The 26,652-nt window shown below is 69.6% G+C and carries 24 protein-coding genes; 9 read left to right on the forward strand and 15 right to left on the reverse strand.

Features of this window, described 5'->3' with window-relative positions; all coding sequences use genetic code 11:
• Positions 1-10: 10 nt before the first annotated feature.
• The 5 genes from glyS to DJ021_RS16940 all read right to left on the reverse strand — a co-directional run bounded on the left by glyS (position 11) and on the right by DJ021_RS16940 (position 4,787).
• Positions 11-2,020: a glycine--tRNA ligase subunit beta gene (gene glyS, locus DJ021_RS16920; RefSeq protein WP_111458654.1), complete on the reverse strand. Its 2,010-nt coding sequence runs from the start codon at positions 2,018-2,020 to the stop codon at positions 11-13.
• Positions 2,021-2,022: 2 nt separating this feature from the next.
• The gene (locus DJ021_RS16925; RefSeq protein ID WP_111458655.1) at positions 2,023-2,529 is read right to left on the reverse strand and encodes an endonuclease domain-containing protein; all 507 of its coding nucleotides are present in this window, start codon (positions 2,527-2,529) and stop codon (positions 2,023-2,025) included.
• Positions 2,529-3,428, reverse strand: a complete 900-nt coding sequence (locus tag DJ021_RS16930; RefSeq protein WP_111458656.1) for a glycine--tRNA ligase subunit alpha — start codon at positions 3,426-3,428, stop codon at positions 2,529-2,531. Before DJ021_RS16930 ends, DJ021_RS16925 begins: the two co-directional genes overlap by 1 nt.
• Before the next feature lie 99 nt (positions 3,429-3,527).
• Positions 3,528-3,920 carry a hypothetical protein gene (locus DJ021_RS18765; protein WP_133255050.1) on the reverse strand — a complete coding sequence of 131 codons (393 nt, stop codon included), beginning with the start codon at positions 3,918-3,920 and terminating at the stop codon, positions 3,528-3,530.
• 54 nt (positions 3,921-3,974) lie between these two features.
• Positions 3,975-4,787, reverse strand: a complete 813-nt coding sequence (locus DJ021_RS16940; protein ID WP_111458658.1) for a fasciclin domain-containing protein — start codon at positions 4,785-4,787, stop codon at positions 3,975-3,977.
• A gap of 389 nt (positions 4,788-5,176) precedes the next feature.
• On the opposite strand from DJ021_RS16940, the gene DJ021_RS16945 reads away from it, so the two are divergent.
• Together DJ021_RS16945 and DJ021_RS16950 are read left to right on the forward strand one after the other, a co-directional pair.
• Positions 5,177-5,515: a P-II family nitrogen regulator gene (locus DJ021_RS16945; protein WP_111458659.1), complete on the forward strand. Its 339-nt coding sequence runs from the start codon at positions 5,177-5,179 to the stop codon at positions 5,513-5,515.
• Between the two features lie 26 nt (positions 5,516-5,541).
• Entirely contained in the window at positions 5,542-6,978 is a 1,437-nt protein-coding gene (locus DJ021_RS16950; RefSeq protein ID WP_207801868.1) for an ammonium transporter, read from the forward strand.
• A gap of 192 nt (positions 6,979-7,170) precedes the next feature.
• On the opposite strand, the gene DJ021_RS16955 is transcribed toward DJ021_RS16950, so the two are convergent.
• Genes DJ021_RS16955 through DJ021_RS16965 form a run of 3 tightly spaced genes read right to left on the reverse strand, consistent with a single transcriptional unit; the run spans position 7,171 to position 11,504 of the window.
• The gene (locus DJ021_RS16955; protein ID WP_111458660.1) at positions 7,171-8,061 is read right to left on the reverse strand and encodes a 4-(cytidine 5'-diphospho)-2-C-methyl-D-erythritol kinase; all 891 of its coding nucleotides are present in this window, start codon (positions 8,059-8,061) and stop codon (positions 7,171-7,173) included.
• Positions 8,062-8,066: 5 nt separating this feature from the next.
• Positions 8,067-9,767, reverse strand: coding sequence for a tetratricopeptide repeat protein (locus DJ021_RS16960; protein WP_111458661.1), 1,701 nt, complete (start codon positions 9,765-9,767; stop codon positions 8,067-8,069).
• Positions 9,768-9,815: 48 nt separating this feature from the next.
• Positions 9,816-11,504, reverse strand: coding sequence for an electron transfer flavoprotein-ubiquinone oxidoreductase (locus tag DJ021_RS16965; RefSeq protein WP_111458662.1), 1,689 nt, complete (start codon positions 11,502-11,504; stop codon positions 9,816-9,818).
• Between the two features lie 137 nt (positions 11,505-11,641).
• On the opposite strand from DJ021_RS16965, the gene DJ021_RS16970 reads away from it, so the two are divergent.
• Both DJ021_RS16970 and DJ021_RS16975 read left to right on the forward strand, forming a co-directional pair.
• On the forward strand, positions 11,642-12,463 hold the full coding sequence (locus DJ021_RS16970; protein ID WP_111458663.1) for a uracil-DNA glycosylase: 822 nt from the start codon (positions 11,642-11,644) through the stop codon (positions 12,461-12,463).
• Positions 12,464-12,529: 66 nt separating this feature from the next.
• On the forward strand, positions 12,530-14,125 hold the full coding sequence (locus DJ021_RS16975; protein WP_111458664.1) for a lytic transglycosylase domain-containing protein: 1,596 nt from the start codon (positions 12,530-12,532) through the stop codon (positions 14,123-14,125).
• Here DJ021_RS16975 and DJ021_RS16980 read toward each other — a convergent pair.
• Entirely contained in the window at positions 14,060-14,494 is a 435-nt protein-coding gene (locus DJ021_RS16980) for a cell wall biosynthesis glycosyltransferase (protein WP_111458665.1), read from the reverse strand. The genes DJ021_RS16975 and DJ021_RS16980 overlap by 66 nt on opposite strands.
• A 119-nt stretch (positions 14,495-14,613) precedes the next feature.
• Between DJ021_RS16980 and DJ021_RS16985 the strand changes: the two genes are divergently transcribed.
• The gene (locus DJ021_RS16985) at positions 14,614-14,904 is read left to right on the forward strand and encodes a hypothetical protein (RefSeq protein WP_133255051.1); all 291 of its coding nucleotides are present in this window, start codon (positions 14,614-14,616) and stop codon (positions 14,902-14,904) included.
• Between the two features lie 40 nt (positions 14,905-14,944).
• Here DJ021_RS16985 and DJ021_RS16990 read toward each other — a convergent pair whose 3' ends face one another.
• Complete coding sequence (locus DJ021_RS16990; protein WP_111458667.1) at positions 14,945-15,682, reverse strand: AAA family ATPase; 738 nt, start codon at positions 15,680-15,682, stop codon at positions 14,945-14,947.
• Positions 15,683-15,852: 170 nt separating this feature from the next.
• On the reverse strand, positions 15,853-16,362 hold the full coding sequence (locus tag DJ021_RS16995) for a VOC family protein (RefSeq protein ID WP_111458668.1): 510 nt from the start codon (positions 16,360-16,362) through the stop codon (positions 15,853-15,855).
• A gap of 146 nt (positions 16,363-16,508) precedes the next feature.
• Here DJ021_RS16995 and DJ021_RS17000 point away from each other — a divergent pair, with 146 nt between their 5' ends.
• Positions 16,509-17,597, forward strand: coding sequence for a PA0069 family radical SAM protein (locus DJ021_RS17000; protein ID WP_111458669.1), 1,089 nt, complete (start codon positions 16,509-16,511; stop codon positions 17,595-17,597).
• Positions 17,598-17,600: 3 nt separating this feature from the next.
• Here the strand turns inward: DJ021_RS17000 and DJ021_RS17005 are convergent, their stop codons facing one another.
• Positions 17,601-18,926: an ATP-binding protein gene (locus tag DJ021_RS17005; protein ID WP_111458670.1), complete on the reverse strand. Its 1,326-nt coding sequence runs from the start codon at positions 18,924-18,926 to the stop codon at positions 17,601-17,603.
• Positions 18,901-19,578 (reverse strand): response regulator transcription factor, encoded by a 678-nt coding sequence (locus DJ021_RS17010; protein ID WP_111458671.1) that lies wholly within the window; start codon positions 19,576-19,578, stop codon positions 18,901-18,903. The genes DJ021_RS17005 and DJ021_RS17010 overlap by 26 nt, the downstream gene beginning before the upstream one ends.
• Positions 19,579-19,867: 289 nt before the next feature.
• Here DJ021_RS17010 and DJ021_RS17015 point away from each other — a divergent pair, with 289 nt between their 5' ends.
• Together DJ021_RS17015 and DJ021_RS17020 are read left to right on the forward strand one after the other, a co-directional pair.
• A complete protein-coding gene (locus tag DJ021_RS17015) occupies positions 19,868-22,462 on the forward strand; it encodes a TonB-dependent receptor (protein ID WP_207801869.1) in 2,595 nt (864 codons plus the stop codon).
• Positions 22,463-22,482: 20 nt separating this feature from the next.
• Positions 22,483-23,550, forward strand: coding sequence for a hypothetical protein (locus DJ021_RS17020; RefSeq protein ID WP_207801870.1), 1,068 nt, complete (start codon positions 22,483-22,485; stop codon positions 23,548-23,550).
• A gap of 23 nt (positions 23,551-23,573) precedes the next feature.
• Here DJ021_RS17020 and DJ021_RS17025 read toward each other — a convergent pair whose 3' ends face one another.
• Positions 23,574-24,578 (reverse strand): LLM class flavin-dependent oxidoreductase, encoded by a 1,005-nt coding sequence (locus DJ021_RS17025; RefSeq protein WP_111459157.1) that lies wholly within the window; start codon positions 24,576-24,578, stop codon positions 23,574-23,576.
• A 20-nt stretch (positions 24,579-24,598) separates the two neighbouring features.
• On the reverse strand, positions 24,599-25,879 hold the full coding sequence (locus tag DJ021_RS17030; protein WP_111458673.1) for a class I SAM-dependent RNA methyltransferase: 1,281 nt from the start codon (positions 25,877-25,879) through the stop codon (positions 24,599-24,601).
• Between the two features lie 146 nt (positions 25,880-26,025).
• Here DJ021_RS17030 and DJ021_RS17035 point away from each other — a divergent pair, with 146 nt between their 5' ends.
• On the forward strand, positions 26,026-26,625 hold the full coding sequence (locus DJ021_RS17035; RefSeq protein ID WP_111458674.1) for a glycine zipper 2TM domain-containing protein: 600 nt from the start codon (positions 26,026-26,028) through the stop codon (positions 26,623-26,625).
• Positions 26,626-26,652 lie beyond the last annotated feature (27 nt).

The raw sequence follows: 26,652 nt of genomic DNA on the forward strand, positions 1-26,652 counted from the left end.
AGATCCTCTTTTAGCCTGTCACTTGTGAGAAGTCCGCGACACGCCCCATGGCGTCACGAACCTTCACCAGAAGTCGCAAACGGTTTTCCCGTTCCGCCGGGACATCCGAGTTCACTAACACCTTGTCGAAAAAGGCGTCCACCGGGGCCCGGAGGTTGGCGAGCTCTAGCATCGCGGCGGCGAAATCCTCTTTGGAGAGCGCCTTGCCGACTTCCAGTTCCACGTGGCCGATCCAGTTGGCCAGCTCCGCCTCTTCCGGCGGCGCGCCGGCCATCTCGGCCGGATCGCCTTCGGGCAGCGGGCCCTTCTTCTCCTCGGCCTTGAGGATGTTCACCGCCCGCTTGTAGCCGGCCAGCAGGTTCGCGCCGTCGTCGGTGGCGAGGAACTGCGACAGCGCTTCGACGCGGCTGACGATCCGCACCAGGTCGTCGTCGCCCAGGGCGAACACCGCGTCCACCAGGTCGTGCCGCTCGCCCTGCTCGCGCAGCAGCACCTTCAGCCGGTCAGCGAAGAAGGCCAGCAGGTCGTCCGAGGCGAAACGCTTCAGCGGCAGCCGCGTCCTCGACTGCAGGATGATGCGGATCACGCCCAGCGCCGCGCGGCGCAGCGCATAGGGATCGCGCGAGCCGGTCGGCTTCTCGTCGATGGCGAAGAAGCTGACCAGGGTGTCGAGCTTGTCGGCCAGGGCGACAGTGGCGGCCACCGACTGCACCGGCACCGCGTCGTTGGGGCCTTGCGGGCGATAGTGGTGGCGGATGGCGTCGACCACTTCCGGGTCGAGCTCTTCCTTCTCGGCGTAGTAGCCGCCCATCACGCCCTGCAATTCGGGGAACTCCCCGACCATGCCGGTGACCAGGTCGGCCTTGCACAGCCGCGCGGCCTCGATGGCCTTGGCGCGGGTGATGCCGTCGTCGCGGACATAAGGGGCGAGCTCGGCCGCCAGGGCCGCGATCCGCTCCACCCGCTCGTACATGGTGCCGAGCCTGGCGTGGAAGGTGACGCCCTTCAGCGTCTCCAGCCGGTCGGCCAGCCGGATCTTGCGGTCCTCGTCCCAGAAGAAGCGGGCGTCGCTGAGCCGCGCCGACAGCACCTTGGCGTTGCCCGCGGCGATCGCCTTGCCTCCGTCCGCCGCCTCGATGTTCGCCACGGTGACGAAGTGCGGGACCAGGAAGCCGGTCTGGGGGTCGCGCACGGCGAAATACTTCTGGTGCGTGCGCATCGAGGTGCGGATCACCTCCGGCGGCAGGTCCAGGAAGTCGGGGTCCATGTCGCCGAGGATCGGCGTCGGCCACTCGGCCAGGCCGGAGACCTCGGCCAGCAGGCCCTCGTCCTCCACCAGCTCGACGTTGCGCGCGAAGGTCAGGGTGCGCGCGGCGTCCATGATCCGCTCCTTGCGCTCCTCGGGATCGAGGACCACGAAGTGGCGGGCCAGGCCGTCGGCGTATTCGTCGAAGTCGCGGGCGCGGAACGGCTGGGCGTCGCCCATGAACCGGTGGCCCTCGCCGACGTCGCCGCTATCGATCCCGTCGATGGAGAACGGCACGACCTCGCGGTCGAAGACGCAGAGGATGCGCTTCAACGGCCGCACCCACCGCAGCGTGCCGCGCCCCCAGGTCATCGACTTCGGCCACGGGAAGCCGCGGACGATGGCGTCGACCATCTCCGCCACGATCTCGGGAGTCGGCCGGCCGGGCTTGTGGATATGGGCGAACCAGACGCCGTCGCGCTCGGTGAGCTGCTCGCGGGTCAGGCCGGTGGAGCGCAGGAAGCCGTCGATCGCCTGGTCCGGCGCGCCGACGCGCGGTCCCTTGCGCTCCTCGTGGCGATCGCTCTGCGCCGCCGGCAGTCCCTCGGCCACCAGGGTCAGGCGCCGCGGACCGGCGAAGGTCTTCAGCGCCTCCGGCAGCAGGCCCTCGGCCGCCAGCCGCTCGCGCGCCATGCGCTCGAGGTCCCGCGCCGCCTGCGCCTGCATGCGCGCGGGGATCTCTTCGGAGAACAGTTCAAGCAGAAGCTGAGGCATGGCTACTCTCCCTTCCCCCTCGATGGGGGAAGGGTCGGGGATGGGGGTGTGGCCGCGGCCACGGGATGAAGGGCTCCGGTCGGCGTCGGCGCCAACCGCGATCCGCAGCTCAGCTCAGCAACCGCACCCCCACCCAACCCTCCCCCATCGAGGGGGAGGGCGAGATGACGTTCGATCTCCCGCACCACGGCGAAGATGTCCTGCGTGACCTGGGCGTTGGTGAACCGCACGACCTTGTAGCCCTGGCTCTGCAGCCATTCGGTGCGCGCCACGTCACGCGCGGCTACCTCGGCGATCCGCTCGTGAACACCGCCGTCCACCTCGATCACCAGCTTGGCGCTGTGGATCGCGAAGTCAGCCACGTAGGGGCCGAGCGGCGCCTGGCGCCGGACGTTGGCGTCGAGTTTGCGCAGCTCGCGCCAGAGCCGCTGTTCCGGCACTCCGCCGGTGCGGCGAAAGCGCCGCGCCCGAGCGATCTGGCTCGGTGTATGCCCCGCGTGCTCGAACATCAGGCGTTCCCGCCCTCGTTCTCCACCCAGGCCTCGGCGCACATCTTGGTCAGGTCGCGGATGCGGCCGATGTAGCTCTGGCGCTCGGCGACGGCGATGGCGCCGCGGGCGTCCATCAGGTTGAACAGGTGGCTGGCCTTCAGCACGTGGTCGTAGGCCGGCAGCACGGTGCGCTGGCCCTGCGGTCCGCGACCGTCCAGCAGGCGCGGAACCTGCCGCTCCATGTCCTCGAACTGCCGCTTCAGGGTGTCGACGTCATAGAGGTGGAAGTTGGCCTCCGACTGCTGGCGCTCGTTCTCCAGGAAGACCTCGCCATAGGTCATCGGCGCCGGTCCGTCCGGATCATTGAACGCCAGCTGGGTGAAGTGGTCGACGCCCTGCAGGTACATGGCCAGCCGCTCCAGGCCATAGGTCAGCTCCCCGGCCACCGGCCAGACGTCCAGGCCGCCCACCTGCTGGAAGTAGGTGTACTGGGTGACCTCCATGCCGTCGCACCAGACCTCCCAGCCGAGGCCCCAGGCGCCCACGGTGGGGTTCTCCCAGTCGTCCTCGACGAATCGGATGTCGTGCAGGCGGGTGTCGAGACCGATGGCCTCCAGGCTCCCCAGGTAGAGGTCCTGCAGGTTGTCCGGGTTCGGCTTCAGGATCACCTGGTACTGGTAGTAGTGCTGCAGCCGGTTGGGGTTCTCGCCGTAGCGGCCGTCGGCCGGGCGGCGCGAGGGCTGCACATAGGCCGCCCGCCAGGGCTTGGGCCCCAGCGCGCGCAGCACCGTCGCCGGGTGGAGCGTCCCCGCTCCCACCTCGACGTCGTGCGGCTGCAGGATCACGCAACCCTGCTGGCTCCAATAGTCATGCAGTTTCAGGATCAGGCCCTGAAACGAAAGCGGCTTGTCTGGCATCGAAAAGGGGGCCGTTCGCAGGCGCAAAAAAAGTCGGCGGACCATAGGGCCCGCCGACCTTCGCTTCAAGCCACGCAAGGCGGCCGAAATCAGCCTTGGCTAGTTGCCCTTGGCGGGGGTGCGTTTGCCGGCGTTCGACATGGGCTTGCCGTACTTGGCGCGGTTCTCCGGCGTGTCCGGCACCGGCCCGTTGGTCAGGGTGGTGGTCGTCACGCTGGCGCCCTGGGCGTAGTTGGTGGCCGAGGTGGCCATGGCGCCGGTCGCGGTCGTGTCGGTGGTGGTGCTGGTCGAGGCGCCCGTGGTGTCCGTCGAGACGGAGCCGCTCACCTGGCCGCTGGGCGTGGTGGCGGAGCTGCTGCTGCTGGCCGCGGGCATGGTCGGGTCGGTCGTCGCCCCGGTGGACGACGAGACGCCGGAGCCGGCCTGGGCATAGGCCGCGCCGGTCATCAGCGCAGACGCCGCAACGGCGCCGAGCAGGTAATGCAGTCTCATCTCAGGACTCCTTGTTTGCTGAACGATGGATTCGAGGGCCCCCAAACGCTGGCTCTACTTCCCCCTCGGCTTCGGCGACTCGGGCGCGGTCGCCGCCGGGGTCGTTGAGGTGGTGGTGGTTGTGGTGGTCGAGGCCGGCGCGACCGCACCGGTGGCCGCCGCCGCCATGGGGGCCGCGGGGACGCCCGGCGTCAGCACCCGGTCGACCACGTGCAGCACGCCGTTGGAGGCCATGACGTCAGACTGGACGATGTCGGCGTTGTCGGCCTTCAGCATCGGGCCGCTGCCGTCCAGCTGCACCTGGTCGCCGGCCACCGAGGGGACCGGGCCCTTGGCGCCCTTGATCTTGGTGGAGTCGACGCGGGCGTTGATGATGTGATGGGTCAGGAGCTTCTGCAGCGCCGGCTTGTCGGCCATCAGCCTGTCGAGCTGGCCCGGCGGCAGGGCCGCGAAGGCCGCGTCGGTGGGCGCGAACACCGTCAGGTTCTGGTTGGTCTTCAGGACGGCGGTGAGGTTGGTGGCGTCCGCGGCCTTCAGGAAGGTGGTGAACTGACCCGACGCCTTGGCGGTCTCGATCAGGTCCCCGTGCGGCACGACCTGGGCGGCGGTCGGCCGCGACGGTGTCGCGGACGCCGCAGCGCCGGGGTTGGACGCGGCGCCCTGCTGCACCGCCCAGGCCGTACCCTGGGTGTTGCTGGCGGCGGGGGTGTCGGTGGTCGCCTTGCCGGTGGCCTGGGCGGCGGCCGATTGGGTCTGCGCCTGGGCGGCGGCGGGCTTGGCGCCTTGCGCCTGGGCGGCGGCGAGCTGCGGCGCCGCCAGCCCGATCGCCAGGGCGGCCGCAGTGGTCAGCAGGCGGTGGGTTAGCATCAGATCCTCGAGGTCTTGCTGCGCTTGGCCAATCGAACGCGCTCACGCCGTCATGAGTTTCGCGGTGACTACGCGCGGCGAAGCTTCGAGGTTGCCGATCACACGGCTTCGTGAACGGCCGGAGGGCGTGCCAACCCACCCTCGGCGGCCCGCGAATGAGCGCCTCAGGCCCTTGTCGAAGCCGGTTCCGCCCAATTTGCGGGCGCCGCGCTCCGCAGTCGCTCAGGAAACAGGCGCGCGCGAGCTTCTTATGGCGAAGCTCGGGGCGATCCGCGCTGAGGTGGCCCGCCCCCGATAGCGTCAGTCGACCGCTGTGCAGGGGATGTCCGCGGCGGGCTTAACGGCAACACGAGGGGCGGACCTCGCCAGGGGTCGCGCGGGAGCGAGCGATGAAACTGATCATGGCGATCGTCAAACCCTTCAAGCTGGACGACGTGCGCGAAGCGCTCGTCTCCGCCGGCGTCGAGGGACTGACGGTCTCGGAAGTCAAAGGTTACGGCCGGCAGAAGGGCCAGACCGAGATTTACCGGGGCGCGGAGTACCAGGTGAACTTCCTGCCCAAGGTGCAGCTGGAAGTCGTCGTCGAGGACTCCGCCGTCGGCAAGGCCGTCGAGGCCATCAAGGCCGCCGCCGCCACCGGCAAGATCGGCGACGGCAAGATCTTCGTCCTCAACGTCGAGGACGCCGTGCGCATCCGGACCGGCGAGACCGGCGCCGCGGCGCTCTAGCGGACAAGAAAAGGGGATATCGACCAATGAAGCTCATCGGATTCAAAAGGCTGGCCGGGCTGATGCTCGCCGTAGGGATGATCGGCGCGCCGATGACCCCGGCGCTCGCCCAGACCGCCGCGCCGGCCGCCGCCGCGCCCGAAGCCGCCGCGCCTGCGGCGGCCGCACCGGCCGACGCCACCGCAGCCCCCGCCGCCGCAGCCGCAGCGGCCCCCGCCGCCGCTCCGGCCGCCGCCCCCGCCCCGCCCAAGCTGGACAGCGGCGACACCTCCTGGATGCTCACCTCCACCGCCCTGGTGCTGCTGATGACCATCCCGGGCCTGGCGCTGTTCTACGGCGGCATGGTGCGGCGCAAGAACGTCATCGCCACCGTGGCCCAGTCGTTCGTCATCACCTGCCTGGTCACCGTCCTGTGGATGGTGGTCGGCTACACGGTCGCCTTCACGACCAACCCCGACGCGGGGATGAACAAGTACATCGGCGGCTTCGCCGAGGCGCTGATGAAGGGGGTCAAGGTCGACCAGGCCAATCCGCTGGCCGCGACCATCCCGGAATCGGTCTTCATGATGTTCCAGATGACCTTCGCGATCATCACGCCGGCCCTGATCGCCGGCGCCTTCGCCGAGCGCATGAAGTTCTCCGCCCTCCTGCTGTTCATCACCCTGTGGTCGCTGGTGGTCTACGCCCCGCTCGCCCACATGGTCTGGGGCGGCGGCTTCCTGGGCGGCATGGGCGTGCTCGACTTCGCCGGCGGCACCGTGGTCCACATCAACGCCGGCATCGCGGGCCTGATGTGCGCCCTGGTCATGGGCAAGCGTAAGGGCCTCGGCGTCGACAACATGGCCCCGCACAACCTGGTGCTGACCATGATCGGCGCCTCCCTGCTGTGGGTCGGCTGGTTCGGCTTCAACGCCGGCTCGGCGGTCACGTCCGGGGCGCTCGCCGGCGCGGCCATGCTGAACACCCAGGTCGCCACCGCGGCGGCCGGCCTGACCTGGATGGTCGTCGAGTGGCTGGAACGCAAGAAGCCCGGCATGTTGGGCCTCGCGTCCGGCGCCGTGGCCGGCCTGGTCGCCATCACCCCGGCGGCCGGCTTCGTGAACGCCCAGGGCGCGCTCGTGGTCGGCGTCCTCGGCGCGGCTGCCGCCTACGTCGGCGCGGTGTGGATCAAGCGTCTGCTGAAGTACGACGACAGCCTCGACGCCTTCGGCGTGCACGGCGTCGCCGGCATCACCGGGGCCCTGCTGACCGGCCTGCTGGCCGATCCGAGCATCAACCCGCTCGGCAAGGACGCCAGCCTGATGAAGCAGGTGGTGGGCGTCGGCGCGACCATCGTCTGGTCGGGCGTGCTCACCGTCATCATCCTCTACATCTGCAAGTTCACCACCGGCCTGAGGGTTTCCGAGGAGGGCGAGGTGGAAGGTCTGGACCTGGCCCTGCACGGGGAAGCGCTGCACGAGTAGCAGCGGTCCAGCCGAAGCGTCGGAACGGGGGTCCTTCGGGGCCCCCGTTTTCGTTTGCGGAGGCAGACACAAAGATCGTCATTACCCGGCTCGTCCGGGTGACCCATCCCAAAGGTCGTCCTTCACCAGCTGCGGCCTACGCCTCGGGCTGGGTGGTTCGGACGAGCCGGGCCATGACAAAAGGGTGAGGACCTACTGCGGATCCGGCCAGGGCCCGCCCAGCCCGCAGCGGCGCACCCACCAGCGGGGCTCCATCGCCTCCAGCCGTTCGGCCAGGCCTTCGGCCTCGATGTCGCCGGCGCAGAGGGCGAAGCAGGTGCCGCCCGATCCGGACACCCGCGCCAGCAGGGTCTCGCCCTCCCCGGCGAGCGTCGCCAGCACCGCGCCCACCTCCGGCGCAACCGCCACGGCCGCGGCTTCCAGGTCGTTGCGCTGGCCCGCGAGCCAGGCGGCGAGCTCCACGGCGTCCTCGAAGGCGGCCGGGGCCGGCGGGGGCTCGGTGGCGCCGAACCGGCCCTGCGCGTCGAAGCGGCGATAGACCTCGGCCGTGGAGACCGGGACCCCGGGGTTCACCAGCACCGCATCCACCGCCGGAAACGCCGGCGCCGGCGACAGCCGCTCGCCGCGTCCCTGCGCCAGCACCGGCCGACCCCAGAGGCAGGCCGGGCCGTCCGCGCCCAGCCCCGCCGCGATCGCCTCGAGTTCAGCGTCGTCGACCGGGATCTGAAGAACCTCGCGCAGCAGGCGCAGGGCCGCGCCGGCGTCGCTCGAGCCGCCGCCGAGACCTGCGGCGACCGGCAGCACCTTCTCCAGGGCCAGACCCACCGGCGCGACGGGTCCCCTCGCCTGCGCCAGCAGCGCGCGGGCCGCCCGCATCACCAGGTTGTCGCCCTCGCCCGCCAAGGCGGCGGCGAACGGGCCGTGCAGGTGCAGGCCGAGGGCCTCGGCCTCCTGCGCGACCAGCCGGTCGCCGAGGTCGGCGAAGGCCATCAGGCTGCAGAGCGGATGGTAGCCGTCCGCGCCCGGCGCGCCGACGTGCAGGAACAGGTTGACCTTGGCCGGCGCCAGCGCCGTAGGCGCCATCGGAGTTACTGGCCGGCGAGCTTCGGGGCGACGCCGTCCGGTCCGAGGCCGGAGGCCAGCTTGGTCTCGGCGTTGGCCTTGATCTTGTCGTCCGGCTTCAGCGTCAGCACACGGCGCCACTGGAACAGCGCCTCGTCCTTGCGGCCCACCTTCCAGTAGGCGTCGCCGAGGTGGTTGTTGATCTCCGGATCGCCGGCGTCGAGCTCGACCGCCTGCTCCAGCTTGTCCACGGCCTTCTTGTAGTCGCCCTGGCGGTAGTAGGCCCAGCCCAGGGAATCGACCATGGCCCCGGACCGCGGATTGGCGGCCACCGCCTTCTCGACCATGCCCATGGCGTCCTTCAGGTGGACGCCGCGGTCGATCCAGGAATAACCGAGGTAGTTGAGCAGCTCCGGCTCGTCCGGCTTCGCCTTCAGCGCCGCCTGCAGGTCGGCCTCGGCCTCGGGCCAGCGGTTCAGCCGCTCATAGGCCACGCCGCGCGCGTAGTAGAGGCGCCAGTCGGGGGTCTTGGCCTGGTTGATCAGGCCGGTGAGCAGGTCGGCGGATTCCGCGAACTGGTCGTTCGACCGCAGCAGGTCGGCCAGGGTCAGCCGGGCGTCGGCGTCGCCGGAGGCGGCGGCGGCGCGGGCCAGCTTCAGGGCGGTCTGGTGATCGTCGGCCTGCTGATAGGTCCAGGCGAGCTTGGCCTGGCCGGCGCCGTATTCCGCCGAGGTGGGCTTCGGGTGATTGTAGGCCGCGCGCGCCGCGTCGGTGTCGCCGGCCGCCTGCATGATGTCGCCGACCATCAGCCAGGCGTCGTCGCGCTGCGGGTCGAGCCGCAGGATCAGCCGCAGGTAGCCGAGCGCGATCTGCGTCTGCTTGCCTGCGATCATGGTGGCGGTGGGGGCCAGCAGGGCCTGGGCCGCCCCCTCGCGGATGCTCGGCGCGGCGGGCGCCGACTTGCCGGTCGCTGCCCGCAGCTTCGCCGCGTTGAGCGCCACGCTCGACCGGTCCTGGCCGAGCGCCGTCTCGTAGAGGGCGACGGCGTCCAGCTTGCGCCCGCGGCGCTCGAGGAAGCCGCCATAGGCCAGCACGGCCATCTCGCTGGCCCGGCTACCCGCCGTCACCGCCTTGAAGTCCGTCTCCGCCTCGTCGTAGCGCTTGGCGCGCTCGAACAGCAGCGCCTGGCCGAGTTGGCCGAAGTAGTCGACCAGCGGGTCGCCCTTGACCTGCGGCTGGACCAGCGAGGCCTCGACGTCGCCGGCCTGGGCGGCGGCCCAGGGCGCCAGCAGGGCGGCGGCCGACTTGTGCGGGAAGGCGTTGGCCTCGGGCGCCAGCAGGGCCTGCGCCGGCTTGCCCTTGCCGTCGGCCAGCGCCGCGACGCCGACCACCAGCTTGCCCATCCGCTTGGCGGCCTCGGGGGCGTCAGGGCCGGTCGGGGCGATGGCCGCGGCCTTGTCGATGTCGCCGGACAGCAGCGCCGCGGTGAAGGCCTTTTCGGAGACCAGCGGATCGACGTCCGGCTGCAGCCGCGCCTGCTCGAAGTACTGCGCCGCCTCGCGGCTCTTGCCGTCGTTCAGCGCCGCCTCGCCGGCCAGGAACATGCCGTACGGCGTCGCCCCGATCGGCGGGCTGTCGGCGGCGGCGCTCTGCACATCGTGGCCCGCGCTGGCGCAGGCCGAGAGGAGCACGAGCGGGGCGGCGAAGATCAGGAGCTGGCGGCGCATGGCTGGACCTTCTGCGGTTCCGTCGGCCGCGGCAAGCGCTGCCTGTCCTCACATATTGGGATAGTTCGGCCCGTCGCCACCCTGCGGGGTCGTCCAGACGATATTCTGCGACGGATCCTTGATGTCGCAGGTCTTGCAGTGGACGCAGTTCTGGAAATTGATCTGGAACTTCGGGTTCTCGCCGTTCGCGTCGTAGAGCACCTCGTAGACCCCGGCCGGGCAGTAGAGCCGCGCCGGCTCGCCGAACCTGGGCAGGTTCACTTCGATCGGGACCGATGGATCCTTCAGTTTCAGGTGCGAGGGCTGGTTCTCGTCGTGGTTGGTGTTCGACAGGAAGACCGAGGTCAGCTTGTCGAAGCTGAGCACGCCGTCGGGCTTGGGATAGACGATCGGCTTGTAGTCCTTCGCCAGGCCCGTGGATTCCGCGTCCGACTTGGTGTGGTGCATCGTCCCGAAGAACGAGAACCCGCCGAGCAGGTTGGTCGTCCACATGTCGAACATGCTCAGCGCGCCGCCCAGCGCGGTGCCGAATTTGCTGAGGATCGGCTTGGCGTTGCGGACGGTGTGCAGCTCCTTGCGCACCCAGGACTTCTGGTAGGCGGCCTCGTATTCCACCAGCTCGTCGCCGGAGCGACCGGCCTGCAGGGCGGCGAACGCCGCCTCGGCGGCCATCATCCCGCTCTTCATGGCGTTGTGGCTGCCCTTGATGCGCGGGACGTTCACGAAGCCGGCCGAGTCCCCCAGCAGCACGCCGCCCGGGAAGTAGAGCGTCGGCACCGATTGCAGGCCGCCCTCGCTGATCGCGCGGGCCCCATAGGCGATGCGCCGGCCGCCCTCCAGGTGCTTGCGCACCTCCGGATGCAGCTTGAAGCGCTGGAACTCGTCGAACGGCGACAGCCAGGGGTTCTTGTAGTTCAGGTGCACCACGAAGCCGATGGCCACGTAGTTGTCGCCGAAATGGTAGAGGAAGGAGCCGCCGCCGGTCTTGTCGTCCAGCGGCCAGCCGGTGGTGTGCTGCACCAGGCCCGGGACGAAGCGTTCGTCGGGGACCTGCCAGATCTCCTTCAGGCCGATGCCGTACTTTTCCGGGTCGCTGCCTTCGCACAGACCGAACCGGGCCTTCAGCTGCTTGGCCAGCGAGCCGCGGACGCCCTCGCCGATGAACACGTACTTGCCGTGCAACTCGACGCCCGGCTGGTAGTCGGGGCCCTTCTGGCCGTTCTTGTCGATGCCGAAGACGCCGGCCACGACGCCCTTCAGGCGCCCGGCGTCGTCGAACACCGCCTCGGAGGCGGCCATGCCCGGGTAGATCTCGACGCCCAGCGCCTCGGCCTGCTGGCCGAGCCAGCGGCAGACGTTGGCCAGCGAGGCGATGTAGTTGCCGTCGTTGTGCATGAACTTCGGCATGGCGAACATCGGCAGCGACAGGCTGCCTTGCGGTCCAAGCAGCAGGAACTTGTCCTGGGTGACCGGCGTCTCCAGCGGCGCGCCCATCGCCTTCCAGTCGGGGAACAGCTCGTTGAGGCCTATCGGGTCGATCACCGCCCCGGACAGGATGTGCGCGCCGACTTCGGAGCCCTTCTCCAGCACGGCGACCGAGATCTCGGTCCCGGCGGTCTGGGCCAGTTGCTTCAGACGGATCGCCGCCGCCAGGCCCGAGGGTCCGGCGCCGACGATGACGACGTCGTACTCCATGGACTCCCGGCCAGGGTCTTCAGTGCCGACGCCTTCGCTCATGCCCCAGATGCTCCCTCGCGTGGCGCCCGGCTTTCGCCTATTCGCCACATGCCGTTGATCGACTGCGGGACTTATCGGAAGGTCACGTGGCGGCGGTCAAGCACGAACCCCGTTCGAGTTCAGGAATCCAGGACCTTATGACGCCCGCGCGCACGCTCTCGGCCGATCCCGCCATGGAGAGCCTGCTGGCCTTCTGGGCCGAGGCGGGGGTCGACGCCATGCTGCTGGACCAGCCGGTGGACCGCATCGCGCTTGGCCGGATCGCGCCGCCGCAGCCGCCGGCCGCCCGCACGCCGCTGAAGGCCGCCCCTGCGCTTCGTCCCGGCCAGCCGGACATTTCCGCCGCCGTCGCGCAGGCCCAGGCGCTCGCGGCCCAGGCGCCGGACCTGGAGGCGCTGGCCGCCGCCATCGCCGCCTTCGAGGGCTGTCCCTTGCGATTCGAGGGCGCCACCCGCGCGGTGTTCTCGCGCGGCCCCTCGGACGCGCCGCTGATGGTGATCGGCGAGGGCCCGGGCGCCGAGGAGGACCTGCAGGGCGCGCCGTTCGTCGGCCGCGCCGGCCAGCTGCTGGACAAGATGCTCAAGGCCGCCGGGCTCGCCGACCGCGCCTTCATCACCAACACCGTCTTCTGGCGTCCGCCCGGCAACCGCACGCCGACGCCGTCCGAGCAGATGATCTGCGCCCCCTTCGTGGAGCGGGCCATCGCGCTGGTGCAGCCGAAGCTGCTGCTGCTGGTCGGCGGCGCCTCGGCCAAGGCGATGCTCCGCAAGGACGAGGGGATCCTGGCCCTGCGCGGACGCTGGTTCGAGTGGCGCTCGGCCGACGGAAACCAGGAGCTTCCGGCCATGCCGACCCTGCATCCGGCCTTCCTGCTGCGCCAGCCTGCGGCGAAGAAGCGCGCCTGGAGTGACCTGCTGACCCTGACGGAAAGGCTTGATCGTCCGGAGCGGCCCGCATAGCCTCCCCGCTTCGTATCGGGAAAGGGCCGGGCTTACCCGCTTAATTTGGGTCGCGCGGAAGACGGCATGACGCTGACGAAGCGCCTGCAGGTTGGGGCCTCGGTCCTGGTCTGCGCAGCCGCCATGGCATTCGGCGCCGCCGCACAGGCCGCGCCGCAAGCCCTCTCGACGACCGACGCCCAGCACTACGCCGCCGCCTTCGACGCTTGCGACCGCGGCGACTTCATCGACGCCGAGATGCAGACGGTGGAGATCAAGGACAAGTCGCTGCTCGGCTACGTGACCTTCCAGCAGCTGATGCACCCGACCGCCCACAAGGCGAGTTTCGACGAGCTGTCCGGCTGGCTGGCCAAGTTCCGCGACCTGCCGTTGGCCGACCGGATCTTCCAGCTCGCCTCCAAGCGCAAGCCGGCCGACGCCGGGGCCCTGCCGACGCCGACCATCGCCGTGGCCGAGCTGGCGCCGGGGCCCGCGGCCGGCGGCTCGCCCGAGCGCGCGCGCCAGGCGCGGGAAGCCTTCTACGCCGGCGACGCCAAGCGGGCGCTGGAGCTGGCCCCCGCCGCGGGCGATCGTTGGATCGCCGGCCTCGCCGCCTACCGGCTGAAGGCCTACGACCAGGCGCAGAATTGGTTCGGCCAGCTGGCGCGGGACGGCTCGCAGGACGCCTGGCTGCGTTCGGCCGCCGCCTACTGGGGCTCGCGCGCCGCCACGGCGCTGGGCGACAACGTCACCGCGTCCGGCCAGCTGCGGCTCGCCGCCCAGAACGCCGACACCTTCTACGGCATGATCGCCGAGCGGCAGCTGCGCCTGCAGGCGCCGCGCGAGGCCGAAGCCCGGCCGCTGCTGATCCGCGCCGCCTACGTCCAGCCCTCAGCCGACGTGGCCCGCCTGATCGAGGACGATCCGCGCGCCCACCGCGCCGCCGCCCTGGTCCAGATCGGCCGCGCGCAAGAGGCCGGCGAAGAGCTGCGGGCGGGGCTGAGCCTGGCCAGGACACCCGCCGACCGCAGCCGCTGGACCGCGCTCGCCGCCCAGCTCGGCGGCGCCGGCGGCGGCTCGATCCGCCGCACCGCCTCGCCCGACGACTATCCGCTGCCGTCGCTGGAGCCCAAGTCCGGCTTCACCATCGACAAGGCGCTGGTCTACGCCATCGTCCGCCAGGAGAGCCGCTTCAACCCGATGGCGGTCTCGCCGGTCGGCGCGGTCGGCCTGATGCAGCTGATGCCCGAGGCCGCCGCCCGCGCCGCCGGCGACGACAAGCTGAAGGCCGACATGAGCCCGCTGTTCGATCCCGCCTTCAATCTGCGGGTCGGCCAGGACTACGTCACCTGGCTGATGGAGCGCGGCGTCGGCTACGATCTGCTGCGCACGGTGGCGGCCTACAACGGCGGTCCGAACACCATCCTGAAGACCGCCCAGATGCTGGGCGGCGACGCCGACTCCCTGTTGCTGATCGAGAGCCTGCCCTCGCAGGAGACCCGCAACTACGTCGAGAAGGTCATGGCCGGCTACTGGACCTACAAGAAGATGTTCGGCGAGGAGACGCCGACCCTCGACGCCGTGGCCGGCGGCCGCTTCGTCGACGCGCGGCTCGACCTAACCCAGCCGACGGGCGCCGGAACCCAGCTTTCCGCGCAGCCCCTTCAGGTCGGGATGCAGTAGGCCGGCCGCCGCCGCCCTGCCGACCAGCACGCCATAGGGCCGCCGGAACGGCCCGCCCTCCCCGACCAGCAGCGCTGCGCGCCCGCCGGCCCTCAGGTGGTCGCCGAGCCGCTCCAGCCAGCCGTCCTTCATCCGCAATTCCGGCGGCACGACCAGCAGCCAGTCCGAGCGGGCCCGGGCCGCGGCCTGCGACAGATCGGCGGCCGCGGTGGCCCCCATGTCTTCGCAGAGCGCCGCCGCCAGGGAGCTGGGCGGGTCGTCGACGATCAGCACCTCGCGGAACAGGCCGTCGATGGCCCCGGGCGTCAGCGCCGCCAGCAGGCCCGGTAGGCGGGCCGAATCTCCAGGAACCACGATCACCGAAAGCATGCCGTGAGAAGCGCCGCCGCGGCGGCCGCGTCAACTCGGTTCTTGTTATGTTCTACAACGCGAGGCTCTTACAAGCAGCCGGGTTCAGTGTAAGCTTGACCCTCACGAGGGGGGACTTCATGGCTTATATGATCGGTATGGCGGTAGGTGGCGTCGTGGGAATGCTCCTACTCAGCCGCCTGACGTTGTGGATGTTCAAAAGGCTTGGTGACAATGAGCGCCGAATTCTTGTCGCCCATGCCGTCGCTTACGTTCTGGCCGTAGGACTTGGTGGTCTAGGCTATGCCGACGGCGGCCCGCCGAGGTTTCTCTACGCCGCGAGCGTCTATGGGCTACCGACACTTCTTTGGCTCGCGATGGACTTGCTCGGCTTGAAGGGCCGCCGCTTCAAGGGCCAAGTTTCAAACTGACCCACTGCCTGAAACTCTACCCCCCGCTAGGCGCATGGCATCAGTCGTCAGACAGCAAGATGTCGAGGAACGTCTGCCGCCGGTTCAGGAAGTTGCGCGTCACCTGGAAATGGTCGGTGTCTTCATAGTCGACCCTTTCGAGCCCCGTCGGGGTGGTCTGATATATCCACGCGTCCGGGTAGCCGAGGATGATCGGCGAATGGGTGGCGATGATGAATTGCGACCTCAAGCCGATGAGTTCGTGCATCCGCACGAGGAAACTGAGCTGTCGGTTGGGCGACAGCGCCGCCTCCGGTTCATCCAGGATGTAGAGGCCGGCGCCTCGAAAGCGATTATCGAGAAGCGCAAAGAAGGACTCTCCATGCGACTGCTCGTGCAGTGAAACGCCGCCGTAGGAGTCGGTTGCGCCCAGTTCGTCGATCTGAGTGCCAACGTTGAAATGGCTTTCGGCGCGCAGGAAGTAGCCGTCCTGGGCTCGCCTCGCAGACCGCACGGGCCTGACGAACTGGTGCAGCTGCGAGTGGGATTCCCGCGTGCCAAAGTTGAAGTTCTTGCTCCCGCCCTCCGCGTTGAAGCCCCACGCGACCGCCAGCGCCTCGATCAGGGTGGACTTGCCCGAGCCGTTCTCGCCGACCAGGAAGGTCACCTTCGGATGGAACCTCATCTCGTCCAGGTCGCGGACGACCGGCAGGTTGAAGGGGTAGGCGTCCCCGTTCCAACCCTCGCGCCGCTCGAAGCGGGCGGCGATCCAGTAGTGCTCAGCATCGACGGCGCGCATTGATCCGACCCCTGCCAAGCTAAGCGCTACAGTTTCCGGCCCGGGCGCACAAGGATTATGTTCTTGTTTCGTTCCACTCACTCCGGCGCGTGGGACCTGTTCCACGCCAGGAACGGATCAGGCGCGGACATCAACTCGCAGCCTGCAAGCTAACCTCAGGTCCATCCGCCTCAGGCAGGTTCGCCGGCCGTCGCAGCGGTGGGGCGGCTCAGTCCCTCGGCCGCCGCTTCCAGTGCGTCGATGTCAAACTTCACCATCTGGAGCATCGCGGCTGCCACCCGCTTGGCCTTTGCCGGGTCAGGGTCCCGCATCAGTTCGCCAAGCCGCCTGGGCGTGATCTGCCAGCACAGGCCCCAGCGATCCCTCAGCCAGCCGCATTGCTCCTCCGACCCGCCCGCCTTCAACGCCTCCCACAGCCGGTCGATTTCCGCCTGGTCGTCGCACTCCACCACGACCGAGAAGCTATGGTTGAACGCGTCGAGCGGTCCCGCCTCGATCGCCATGTAGCGCTGGTCGCCGATTGTGAACGCCGCAATCTTGACGCTGCCGGCCGGGCCACTCGGGTTGTCGACCGGAACGGCCGAGGTCCATTCCATCGATGAGCCGGGGATCAGCGAGGTGTAGAAGGCGACGGCCGCCTCCATGTCCTTCTCGAACCAGAGATGCTGGGTGACCTTCATCGGGATGCCTCCAGAGGTGGGCGCTCCCTAAGAACGCACGACAGCGGCCCCATCCGACACCGCGCAACGGGTTTTCGTCACGCCGGGGCGCGCGGATTCCAGATGTAGGTTCTTGTTTTGTTCTGGCGTCGGCCTATGATCGCGGGATGTCCCCGTCACCTGTCATCGTGGGCGCCGCGCGCGGGCGTGGGGCCAGGTCAAACCACTCCGGCCGCTACGAGGCCCAGGGCCGCGAGGCGTTCGACGACGGCTGGACGCCGGACGAGCCGGACCCGAAATCGTTCTCGACCACGGTCTCGCCCGAGAAGGCCAAGGTGATCATCACCCGCAACGACAGCCCGGACGTCGGCTTCTCGGCCTCGATCAATCCGTACCGGGGCTGCGAGCACGGCTGCATCTACTGCTACGCGCGGCCGGCCCACGCCTACATGGGGCTCTCGCCGGGCCTCGACTTCGAATCCAAGCTGTTCTTCAAGCCCGAGGCCGCCGCCCTGCTGGAGCGGGAACTGTCCAGGCCGCGCTATGTCCCCGAGGTGATCCACATCGGCGGCAACACCGATCCCTACCAGCCCCAGGAGCGGTCGCTGCGGATCACCCGCTCGGTGATCGAGGTGCTGTCGCGCTTCGAGCACCCGTTCTCGATCATCAGCAAGTCCGCGCTGATCCTGCGCGACCTCGACCTGCTCGCCCCGATGGCGGAGAAGAACCTGGTGCGAGTGGCGATCTCGATCACCTCGCTGGACCGCAAGCTGTCGCGCTCGATGGAGCCGCGGGCCGCCACGCCGGAGAAGCGGCTGGAGGCGGTGCGCCGGCTGTCCGAGGCGGGCGTGCCGGTGATCGTGATGTTCGCCCCCGCCATCCCCGGCCTCAACGACCACGAGATGGAAGGCGTGCTGGAGCGCTCGGCCCAGGCCGGGGCGCGCGGCGCGGGCTATGTGGCGCTGCGCCTGCCGCTGGAGATCAAGGACCTGTTCCGCGAGTGGCTGGAGAGCGACCACCCGGACCGCGCCAGCCGGGTCATGTCGCTGGTCCGCCAGATGCGCGGCGGCAAGGACTACGACGCCCAGTGGGGCAAGCGGATGAAGGGCGAAGGCCCGATCGCCGACCTGATGTCCCAGCGCTTCGCCGCCGCCAAGCGCCGCTACGGCCTCGACTTCCGCTTCGACGGCCTGGACCTGACCCGGTTCCGGCCCCCGCCCAAGGCCGGCGACCAGATCGACCTGTTCGGGCTCTGAGCGTTACGCAGGCCTCTGCGGGAAACGGACCGTGACCTCCAAGCCGGCGAGATGGGCGCTACGGTCCAGGCGGATCTGGGCCTCGTGCTGGACCGCCACCTGTTTGACGATCGCCAGGCCGAGGCCGCTGCCCGGGGTGTCATGGCCTAGGCACCGGTAAAAGCGGTCGAAGACCCGGTCATGGTCCTGCGGCGGAATCCCCGGGCCGCTGTCGGCGACCACGAGGCTGACCCCGCCCAGCCCGCCTTCCACCGCCACGTCCACGCGGCCGCCTCGGGGCGTGTAGCGGATGGCGTTGTCGATCAGGTTCCGGACCAGCAACCGCAGCTGGTAACCGGAACCGGTCACCGTCGCCGGATCCGTGCGCCCCATCCCGAGGTCGATGTCTTTGGAGACCGAGAAGGGCAGCAGATCCATGATCACGTCGCGGGCCAGGTGGTCCAGGCGCAGGACCTCCGCCGCCGCGGGCGGGGCGGCCGATTCCAGTTGCGAGGTGAGCAGGAGCTGCTCCGCCAGATGGCTCGTGCGCTTGATCCCCGCCTTCAGCGCCTCCAGGGCGGCGCGCTGCTGCGCCGGGCCCAGGCTCTGCTCAACCACCTGGGTCTGCACCTGCAGGGTCGCCAGCGGCGTGCGCAGCTCATGGGACGCGTCGGCGATGAACTTGCGCTGGCGGTCCGAGGCCTCGCGCAGGCGGTGGAAGAGCGTATCCAGCGCTTCGGTAAGCGGCACGATCTCGGCCGGCTGATCCCCGCGGGACACCGGCGCGAGCGTCTCCGCGCTGCGGCCGTGAAGCTCCCCGGACAGCTGGTTCAACGACCTTAGCGCGCGGTCGATGCAAAGCGGGATGCACAGGCCGATGACTGGGATGAACAGGAGCAGCGGAACCATCGTGTGCAGGGCCCGGCCCCGTGCGATGGCGGCGCGGGCCTGCAGGGATTGGGCGACCTGGATGGTGTGTCCCTGGGCGCGGCGGACATAGACCTTCCACCTCTGCCCGCCCCAGCTCTCGATACTGAACCCCGGGACCGAGAACCGCGGCAACCGGAGGTCATCGTGCGAGCGGTAGATTTCGGCCCCGCCGTCCCAGATCTGCAGGAGAAAATCGTCCGGGCCGTGGTGCAGCTTGACGTTGATCGCCCTGACGTCCGCCTGCTTGAGGTTCGGCGGTATGGCGCGGGCGATCTGCTCCAGCCGCCCGTTCTGGTCGTGCTCCAGCATGATCCGCTCGACCACATAGGTCGTGGCGATGAACAGGGCGCTCAGCGCGAAGAGCGCCGACACCAGCCAAAGCAGCAGGGTCCGCTTAATCGACGAGCGTCGAGTATTCATCGGCCAGCACGTACCCTATGCCGCGGATGTTCCGCACGATGCCCGGCGAGAACTTCTTCCGCAGCGCGTGGACGTGCACTTCGATCGTATTGCTCTCGATGTCAGCGCCCCAGCCGTAGATCTTGTCGATCAACTGGTTGCGCGACAGCACCGCGCCCGGCCGCTCGATGAGCGCGGCGAGCAGCGCCAGCTCGCGGGTGCGCAGGCTGACGGTCTTGCCGTGGTAGGACACGGTCATCGTCGCTGGGTCGAATGCGATGGCGCCGTGGCGCAGCACCGAACTGGTCCGGCCGTCGCGCCGTCGGCGCACCGCCCGGATGCGGGCCGCGAGCTCGTCCAGGTCGAAGGGCTTGTTGAGATAATCGTCCGCGCCCGCGTCCAGCCCGGCGATGCGGTCGGGCACGGCGTCGCGCGCCGACAGGATGATCACCGGGGTATCGTCTCGCCGGCCCCTCAGGTTCCTCAGCACCTCGAGGCCGGACTTTCGCGGCAGGCCGAGGTCCAGCAGCACCGTCGAGAAGGATTCGGCTTCTAGGGCCTCGTCCGCGGCGTCTCCGTCCTGCACCCAGTCGACCGTGAAGCCATAGGGCTGGAATCCCATGCGGATGCTGGCGCCCAGCATGGGATCGTCCTCGATCAGAAGTAGCCGCATCGACAATGACTTTGTCAGGGGAGCGCAGCACTCCGGCCGCCAACCGATTTTAGACGGCGCAAATGACACTGATGTGAAGGTTCGTATTCTTTGTGAAATTTTGGCGATGCTATGGCTGGATAATTTTCAGATAATTTTTCGCAATCAACTTCTGCGCCGATCTGTGGATGAGAAGTATTCTGCAAGATTTTATGGCAGACGGCGACGGAGATATCTTTTGCAATCGTTAGAAATGACGCGGCTCCAGCGCTTGCCGCGAAAGAAACTCGCAGTCCTCATGGCGGGACTGTTGAGCTCGACCGCCACCGCGGCCCTGGCCGCGGGCGTCGCGACCGACGCTGCGGGCGCCAATGAGGTCAGCGCCGTGACGGTGAACGCCGCCCGGCTGGATCCCGAGGTCACTTCCCGCACCCGCCAGGAGACCGCGCCCAACGTCATCGAGACGGTCACGCAGGAGGAGGTCCGCAAGCTGCCGGACATCAACGCCGGCGAGGCCATCGCCCGCCTGCCCGGCGCGGCGCTGTCCGTCGACACCGGCCAGGGCCGCTGGGTGAACATCCGCGGCCTCGACGCGGACCTGACCAGCACGACCTACGGCGGCGTCCACCTGCCCCCGACCAACCCCGTCAGCCCGCAGAACGGCGGCCGGGCCTTCGCCTTCGACACCTTTCCGACCGGCATGATCGGCTCGTTGACGATCACCAAGACCAACAAGCCCGAACAGGACGCCGAAGCGCTCGGCGGCACCGTGGAGATCACGCCCAAGGCCATCCCCGACGGCCGCGACCACTTCCTGGAGCTGCGCGCCGGGACGGGCGAGCAGTATTCGCGCAAGACCGGCGTCGTTGACCTGTCCGCGAGCGGCGGCTTCCGCTTCGGCGGCGCAGGCGAGGACAAGCCCTTCTCGTTCGTCGGCTCCCTGTCCTACTACAAGGACGCGCTGGGCACGGACGACCGCCGCGCCGCCTTCATCGACAAGTCGACCTCGCCGAACCTGGCCTGGTCGAACATGACCCAGGCCTACTACCAGTTCCACCGGACGACCAAGGGCGTCGGCGGCGAACTCGCCTACCAGCCCGACGCCAACAATCGGTTCTATGCCCGCTATCTCTATTCGGGATACGTCGAGGACGTCGAACGCGACCGCTGGGTGGTCAAGACCGCCGGCGCCTCGGTGCAGAACCCCGACGGCAGCATCACCTCGGGCGTCAAGCAGTTCGACAAGTCGCTCCGCTACATGCAGGAGCAGGTCAGCCTGAACATCGCCGAGATCGGCGGCGAAAACCAGATCGGCGCGGCCAAGGTCGACTACCACGTCGCCTTCGCCGAAGGCCGCGACTACCGGCCCTACGACAACATCGCCACCTACACCGCCAAGCCGGGCGCCGCGTCCATCAACTACAACCAGGCTGATTACCGGTACCCAAGCTACACCATCATCGGCGCGAACCAGCTGGATCCGAGCACCTACGGCCTGGCCAGCGTCACCGACAACACCCAGCTCTACCGGACCCGGGAATGGACGGCCGCGGTCAACGCCAGCCTGCCGACCCATTTCACCGGCGCCTCGGACGAGGAGCTGAAGGTGGGGGCCTCGGCGCGGCTGCGCACGAACACCCACCAGTTCAATCCCTACACCTCGACCGCCGTGCCCGCCGTGAGCCTGAGCGGCGTCGTCTACGGATCGCCGATCTACTACTACCAGGACCACTACGCGAACGGGCAGAACATCAGCGTCGACGGCTCGCGCAACCTGTTCCAGGGCGGCGCAGGCGCCGGCTTCGCCACCAACCCGGCGGCCAACGCCTTCGCCGGCGGCGCGGTCCAGCAGGACAACAGGGAGGACGTCTACGCGGCCTACGCCCAGGAGCAGATGACATTCGGCAAGCTGGGCATCCTGGCCGGGCTGCGCGTCGAGACCACCCATGCCAGCTACAGCGGCAACACCAGCGTGCCGACCGGCACGACGGGCGCCGGCGGCGAGCGTGGCGGGCAGACGCCGACCTTCAACGGCTCGACCCTGCTGCCGGTCTCCTCCAAGGCCGACTACACCAACCTCTTCCCGTCGGTGCAGGCGCGTTATGAGCTCCGGCCGGACCTGATTCTGCGGGCCTCCTACTCGAGCACCATCGCGCGGCCCGGGTTCAACCAGATCGACCCCGCCGCCACCATCGACGTGGCGAACAACGTGGTGGCGATGGGCAACCCGAACCTGAAGCCCATCACCTCGAACAACCTCGACCTGTCGGTCGAGGGCTACCTGCCGCACGGCGGGATCGCCTCGTTCAACGTCTTCGACAAGGAGCTGTCGAACTACATCTTCGGGCGCACGGTGTTCGGCGGGATCACCGACCCGGTCGTGCTCGGGGCGCTGGGCAACCAGTCCACGGCCACCCAGGTGGTGACCTACGGCAACATCGCCAGCGCCAGGGCGGTCGGCTTCGAGTTGAACTACGACCAGAAGTTCAGCTTCCTGCCGGGCGTGCTGAGCGGCCTCGGGACGAGCCTCAATTACACCTACGTGGACTCGTCCGGTCAGATCCGGCCGGGCGAGAACGGCCCGCTGCCCTCCACCTCGCGCAACAACGCCAACGCCGCGCTCTATTGGGAGGACGACCGCCTGAGCGTGCGCGGGGCGGTGTCCTACGTCGGCCGCAGCCTGCTGTTCGTCGGCGCCAGCCGGGCGGTTGATCAGTTCACCGAAGCCCGCCTGGCCGCGGACCTCAGCGCCAGCTACGCGCTGAGCCCGACGTTCTCGGTCTATGTCGCCGGCCGCAACCTGCTGAACACCGCCCACACCATCACCGAAGGCTCGAAGAACCGCGTCATCCAGCGCGAGATGTTCGGGCCCGCCGTGCTGGTAGGCTTCACCGCGGCCCTCTAGCCCCGCCCCCAGGACCTCACATGAACGCTCACAAGTTGCTGGCCATTCCGATGGCCCTGGCGATCGGCGCGCTCGGCGCTGCGGCTTGGGCCGCACCGCCGCCGGGCGCCCCGGCCGCGCCCCGATCGGTGACCGCCGTCGCCGGCTACAAGCTCTCGGTCTTCGCCGGCGCGCCCGCCAACGCCGCGAAGTCGACCAAGCCGGACTCCATCCTCCAACTCGGCGACAGCGTCTTCGTCGGCTACGCCGACGCCCTCGACGGAGACGGCGCCATCCCCGGCAGCCATCCCCCCGTCCAGGGCCGGACCGAGGTCATCCAGTACGACCTGCACGGCCGCATGGGGAAGGTGTTCAGCGTCGCGGGACACAACGACGGCCTGATGGCGTACGACGCCCACACCCTGTGGGCGATGTCCAACGAGGACGATCACCCGGTTCTCACCGTCATCGACCTGCAGAGCGGGTCGCAGGCGGAGTACCAGCCGACCACGCCGCTGCCGCATGGCGGCGTCGACGACATGGTGATCATCAAGGGCGTGGTCTACGCCACCGCCTCCCATCACTCCGTGGCCCCGAACGGGATCGTGACCGGCGCGCCGGCGGTGATCGCGATCGGGCTGAACAGCGCCAGCCACACCTTCGACTGGAAGCCGGTGCTGGCGTCGAACGCCCAGGTGACACACGCGGTGACCGGCGCGGCGATGACCTTGAACCTCACCCAGCCGGATTCGGAGGCCGTTGCCCCGAACGGCGACCTCATCGTCGACGGCGTCGCGGACTCGCAGCTCGTCATTGTCCATGAGCCCGGAACGGCGGCCCAAAGCGCGAGGATGTTGCCGGTCAGGCTCTACAGGAACCTCTGGCCGCTGGACGACACCCGGTTCGCGCCGGCGGCGAAGAACGCCTTCCTGCTGTTCGCCGACACCGCCACCAACACCCTCTACCGCCTGGACGGCGACTTCGTCCCCGGCGCTGCGTACAGCTCAGGACGGGGCTCGGTGTTGAAACTCGACATGAGCTCGGGCGAGCTCACCCCGGTGGTCATCGGCCTGGGGCAACCGAACGGGATGTGGTTCGTGACGCCCTAGCTGGGGGCGCCCGTCGACGGTGGTCACGCCGCCTTCGCCAGCTGGTCGCGGGCTGCGGCGACGATCTCGAAGGAGCGGACGCGCGCGGCGTGGTCGTAGATCTGGGCGGTGACGATGATCTCGTCGGGCTGGTGGCGGCGCACAAAGTCGTCGAGGCCGCGCCGCACCGTCTCCGGCGCGCCGACCACGGCGCTGGCCAGCGCGCCCTGCATGCCGGGGCTCATCCCGGCGGCGGCGAAGCGGGCATCGATGTCGTCGACCGGCGGCGGCAAGGGGCTGGGGTGGCCGGTCCGCAGGTTGAGGAAGGCCTGCTGCAGGGAGGTGAACAGTCGCTTGGCCTCCGCGTCGGTCTCCGCCGCCACCACGTTCAGCCCCAGCATCACGCAGGGCTTGTCGAGTTGCTCGGAGGGCTCGAACCGCGCCCGGTAGAGGGCGATAGCCTCCTCCATCTGCGCCGGCGCGAAGTGGGAGGCGAAGGCGTACGGCAGGCCCAGCGCCGCGGCGAGCTGCGCGCCGTAGGTGCTGGAGCCGAGGATCCAGACCGGCACCTTCAGGCCGGCGCCGGGATAGGCCCGCACCGCCTGGCCGGGCTGCGGCTCCTGGAAGTAGGCCATCAGCTCGAGCACGTCCTGCGGGAAGCGGTCGACGTCGCCGACGAGCGTGCGGCGCAGCGCCCGGGCGGTGATCTGGTCCGTGCCCGGCGCGCGGCCGAGGCCAAGGTCGATGCGGCCGGGATAGAGGGCCTCCAGGGTGCCGAACTGCTCGGCGATCACCAGCGGCGCGTGGTTGGGCAGCATCACCCCGCCGGCCCCGACCCGGATGGTCGAGGTGCCCTCCGCCACATAGCCGATGACCACGGAGGTCGCCGCGCTGGCGATGCCGGGCATGTTGTGGTGCTCGGCAAGCCAGTAGCGATGGAAGCCCAGCCGCTCGGCGTGCTGGGCGAGGTCGCGGCTGTTGCGCAAGGATTGGGTCGCGTTCGAGCCTTGCAGGATCGGCGACAGGTCGAGGACTGAGAGAGGAACCATCGCCACCATATGGGGGCCGATCAGCGCGAGAACACACCCACCAATTCTATATGCGGGGACCAAAGGAACTGGTCGACAGGCAGCACCCGCTCCAGGCGGAAGCCGGCGTCGACCAGGGTGCGGGCGTCGCGGGCGAAGGTCGCGGGGTTGCAGGAGACGCCGATCACCCGCGCCACGGCGGACCGCGCCAGCTCCGCCGTCTGCTCGGCCGCCCCGGCGCGCGGCGGGTCGAAGACCGCGACGTCGGTCTTCTTCAGCTCCTCGGCCAGCATCGGCCGGCGGACCAGGTCGCGGGCCTCGGCGGTGACGCCTTTCAGCCCCGGCGCGCTGGCCATCGCGCCGCTGATCGCCTGCACGGCCGCCGGCGCGAAGTCCGCCGCATGCACCTGGGCGATCTCCGCCAGCCGAAAGGTGAAGGTGCCGACGCCGCAATAGAGGTCGGCGATCCGGTTGGCGCCGGCCGCCGCTTGCGCGACGAAGGCGGTCATGGCGGCCTCGGCGCCGGCGGTCGCCTGCAGGAAGGCGCCGGCCGGCAGGGCCACGGTCGCGGCGCCGAACGTCACCTGCGGCAGGCGGGCGAGATAGGCGATCTCGCCGTCCAGGGTGACGCGGGCGAAGTCCGCCTCGGCGGCCCGTTCGGCCAGCTGCATCCGCGCGTCCGCCGACAGCCCGCCGCTCTTGCGTTCCACCCCGGAGATGTCGACGTCGAGCCCGGTGGCGGTGAGCGTCACGTGCAGGGTCGGCGCGGACTTCGGGTGTTCGAACAGCGGCGCGGCCAGCCGCTTCAGCGCCGGGATCGCGGCCTGGATCGCCGGATCTGAGATCGGGCAGACGGCGATGTCCACCAAGTCCCAGGACTTGCGGGTCTTGTAGCCCAGCCGTGCGGCCTGGCGGGTCCCACGGCGGGCGTGCAGGGCCACGCGCCGCCGCGTCGCCGGCGCGGCGGCGAAGGCCGGGAGCATCTCGGCCTCCAGGCTCTGGCGCGCCAGGGTGCCGCGCAGCCGCTCCACCTTCCAGGCCAGGTAGGGCGCGTGCGCCCAGTGCTGCAGGGCGCAGCCGCCGCAGATCCCGAAGTGCGGGCACGGCGGCTCCACGCGATCCGGGCTGGGTTCGAGCACCTCGATCAGCTCGCGCCGCTCGCCGGAGCCCGCCACCCGCACCCGCTCGCCCGGCAGGGTGAAGGGCGCGAAGACCGGCCCCGGCGCCATGCCGTCGCCCTCCCCGCCCATCGCCTCGATCGCCACCTCGACCGGCGGACGGGCGGCGGCATTGGGACGCGGGGCGGGTCTGGGTCGTCGCATGCTAGGGCTCACGGAAATGGCGGTTCGCGCAGGCGTATACGCCACATGAACGAAGATGAACGCGGCGATTAACGGCCGTTCAGCTTGGGCCGGCCATAGTCAGGCTTAGGCCGAAGCGCCATCGAGATACGTCAGAGGGAACAGCGATGTCCAAGTCTTCCATCTTCGCCAAGGTCGCCTTCGCGGCCATCGCGGGCGCGATGGCGCTCGGCGGTTCGGCCGCGTCGGCCCAGCCTTACGGCGGCCCCGCGCCGGCCTACGGCGGCGGCTACGATCCCTGCCAGCGCGAGGCCAGCGGCCGCGGCATCGTCGGCGCCCTGGTGGGCGGCGGGCTCGGCGCGACGGTCGGCTCGCAGATGGCGGCCAGCGGCCACCGCACCGACGGCTCGCTGCTGGGCGGCGTCCTCGGCGCCCTGGCCGGGGCCAAGGTCGGCAACAGCAGCGCCGCGTGCAACAGCGCGCCGCCGCCGCCCCTCCCGCCGCCGCCGCCTCGGGCCGACTACGGCGCGCCCTATGCCCAGGGCTATGACATGCCGCCCCCGCCCCCCTACCGCTACGGCAGCCGGGTCGAGGAGGTCTATGTCTACGGCCACCGTGGCGAGCGCCTCCGCATCGTCGACCGTCCGCCGGGAGCCGACGGCTGCACCCTGGCCGAGAGCCCGATCTACATGCCCGACGGCCGCGTCCAGAAGCGCTTTGTCCGCGTCTGCCAGGACAGCTCGGGCCGCTATCAGGTCGTCGACTGACGCACCCACGATCTTCCGTTGAACTTG

Source organism: Phenylobacterium hankyongense (assembly GCF_003254505.1).
Taxonomy (GTDB): domain Bacteria; phylum Pseudomonadota; class Alphaproteobacteria; order Caulobacterales; family Caulobacteraceae; genus Phenylobacterium; species Phenylobacterium hankyongense.

Bases quoted from the DNA above. Each gene is read 5' to 3' on its own strand.
- DJ021_RS18765 (WP_133255050.1), bottom strand. From the start codon at position 3,920: ATGAGACTGCATTACCTGCTCGGCGCCGTTGCGGCGTCTGCGCTGATG.
- DJ021_RS16960 (WP_111458661.1), bottom strand. From the start codon at position 9,767: ATGCGCCGCCAGCTCCTGATCTTCGCCGCCCCGCTCGTGCTCCTCTCG.
- DJ021_RS16925 (WP_111458655.1), bottom strand. From the start codon at position 2,529: ATGTTCGAGCACGCGGGGCATACACCGAGCCAGATCGCTCGGGCGCGG.
- DJ021_RS17035 (WP_111458674.1), top strand. From the start codon at position 26,026: ATGTCCAAGTCTTCCATCTTCGCCAAGGTCGCCTTCGCGGCCATCGCG.
- DJ021_RS17005 (WP_111458670.1), bottom strand. From the start codon at position 18,926: ATGAATACTCGACGCTCGTCGATTAAGCGGACCCTGCTGCTTTGGCTG.
- DJ021_RS17000 (WP_111458669.1), top strand. From the start codon at position 16,509: ATGTCCCCGTCACCTGTCATCGTGGGCGCCGCGCGCGGGCGTGGGGCC.
- DJ021_RS16985 (WP_133255051.1), top strand. From the start codon at position 14,614: ATGGCTTATATGATCGGTATGGCGGTAGGTGGCGTCGTGGGAATGCTC.
- DJ021_RS17020 (WP_207801870.1), top strand. From the start codon at position 22,483: ATGAACGCTCACAAGTTGCTGGCCATTCCGATGGCCCTGGCGATCGGC.
- DJ021_RS16975 (WP_111458664.1), top strand. From the start codon at position 12,530: ATGACGCTGACGAAGCGCCTGCAGGTTGGGGCCTCGGTCCTGGTCTGC.
- DJ021_RS16955 (WP_111458660.1), bottom strand. From the start codon at position 8,061: ATGGCGCCTACGGCGCTGGCGCCGGCCAAGGTCAACCTGTTCCTGCAC.
- DJ021_RS16945 (WP_111458659.1), top strand. From the start codon at position 5,177: ATGAAACTGATCATGGCGATCGTCAAACCCTTCAAGCTGGACGACGTG.
- DJ021_RS16950 (WP_207801868.1), top strand. From the start codon at position 5,542: ATGAAGCTCATCGGATTCAAAAGGCTGGCCGGGCTGATGCTCGCCGTA.
- DJ021_RS17025 (WP_111459157.1), bottom strand. From the start codon at position 24,578: ATGGTTCCTCTCTCAGTCCTCGACCTGTCGCCGATCCTGCAAGGCTCG.
- DJ021_RS16990 (WP_111458667.1), bottom strand. From the start codon at position 15,682: ATGCGCGCCGTCGATGCTGAGCACTACTGGATCGCCGCCCGCTTCGAG.
- DJ021_RS17010 (WP_111458671.1), bottom strand. From the start codon at position 19,578: ATGCGGCTACTTCTGATCGAGGACGATCCCATGCTGGGCGCCAGCATC.
- DJ021_RS16965 (WP_111458662.1), bottom strand. From the start codon at position 11,504: ATGAGCGAAGGCGTCGGCACTGAAGACCCTGGCCGGGAGTCCATGGAG.
- DJ021_RS16940 (WP_111458658.1), bottom strand. From the start codon at position 4,787: ATGCTAACCCACCGCCTGCTGACCACTGCGGCCGCCCTGGCGATCGGG.
- DJ021_RS16930 (WP_111458656.1), bottom strand. From the start codon at position 3,428: ATGCCAGACAAGCCGCTTTCGTTTCAGGGCCTGATCCTGAAACTGCAT.
- DJ021_RS17030 (WP_111458673.1), bottom strand. From the start codon at position 25,879: ATGCGACGACCCAGACCCGCCCCGCGTCCCAATGCCGCCGCCCGTCCG.
- DJ021_RS16980 (WP_111458665.1), bottom strand. From the start codon at position 14,494: ATGCTTTCGGTGATCGTGGTTCCTGGAGATTCGGCCCGCCTACCGGGC.
- glyS (WP_111458654.1), bottom strand. From the start codon at position 2,020: ATGCCTCAGCTTCTGCTTGAACTGTTCTCCGAAGAGATCCCCGCGCGC.
- DJ021_RS16970 (WP_111458663.1), top strand. From the start codon at position 11,642: ATGACGCCCGCGCGCACGCTCTCGGCCGATCCCGCCATGGAGAGCCTG.
- DJ021_RS16995 (WP_111458668.1), bottom strand. From the start codon at position 16,362: ATGAAGGTCACCCAGCATCTCTGGTTCGAGAAGGACATGGAGGCGGCC.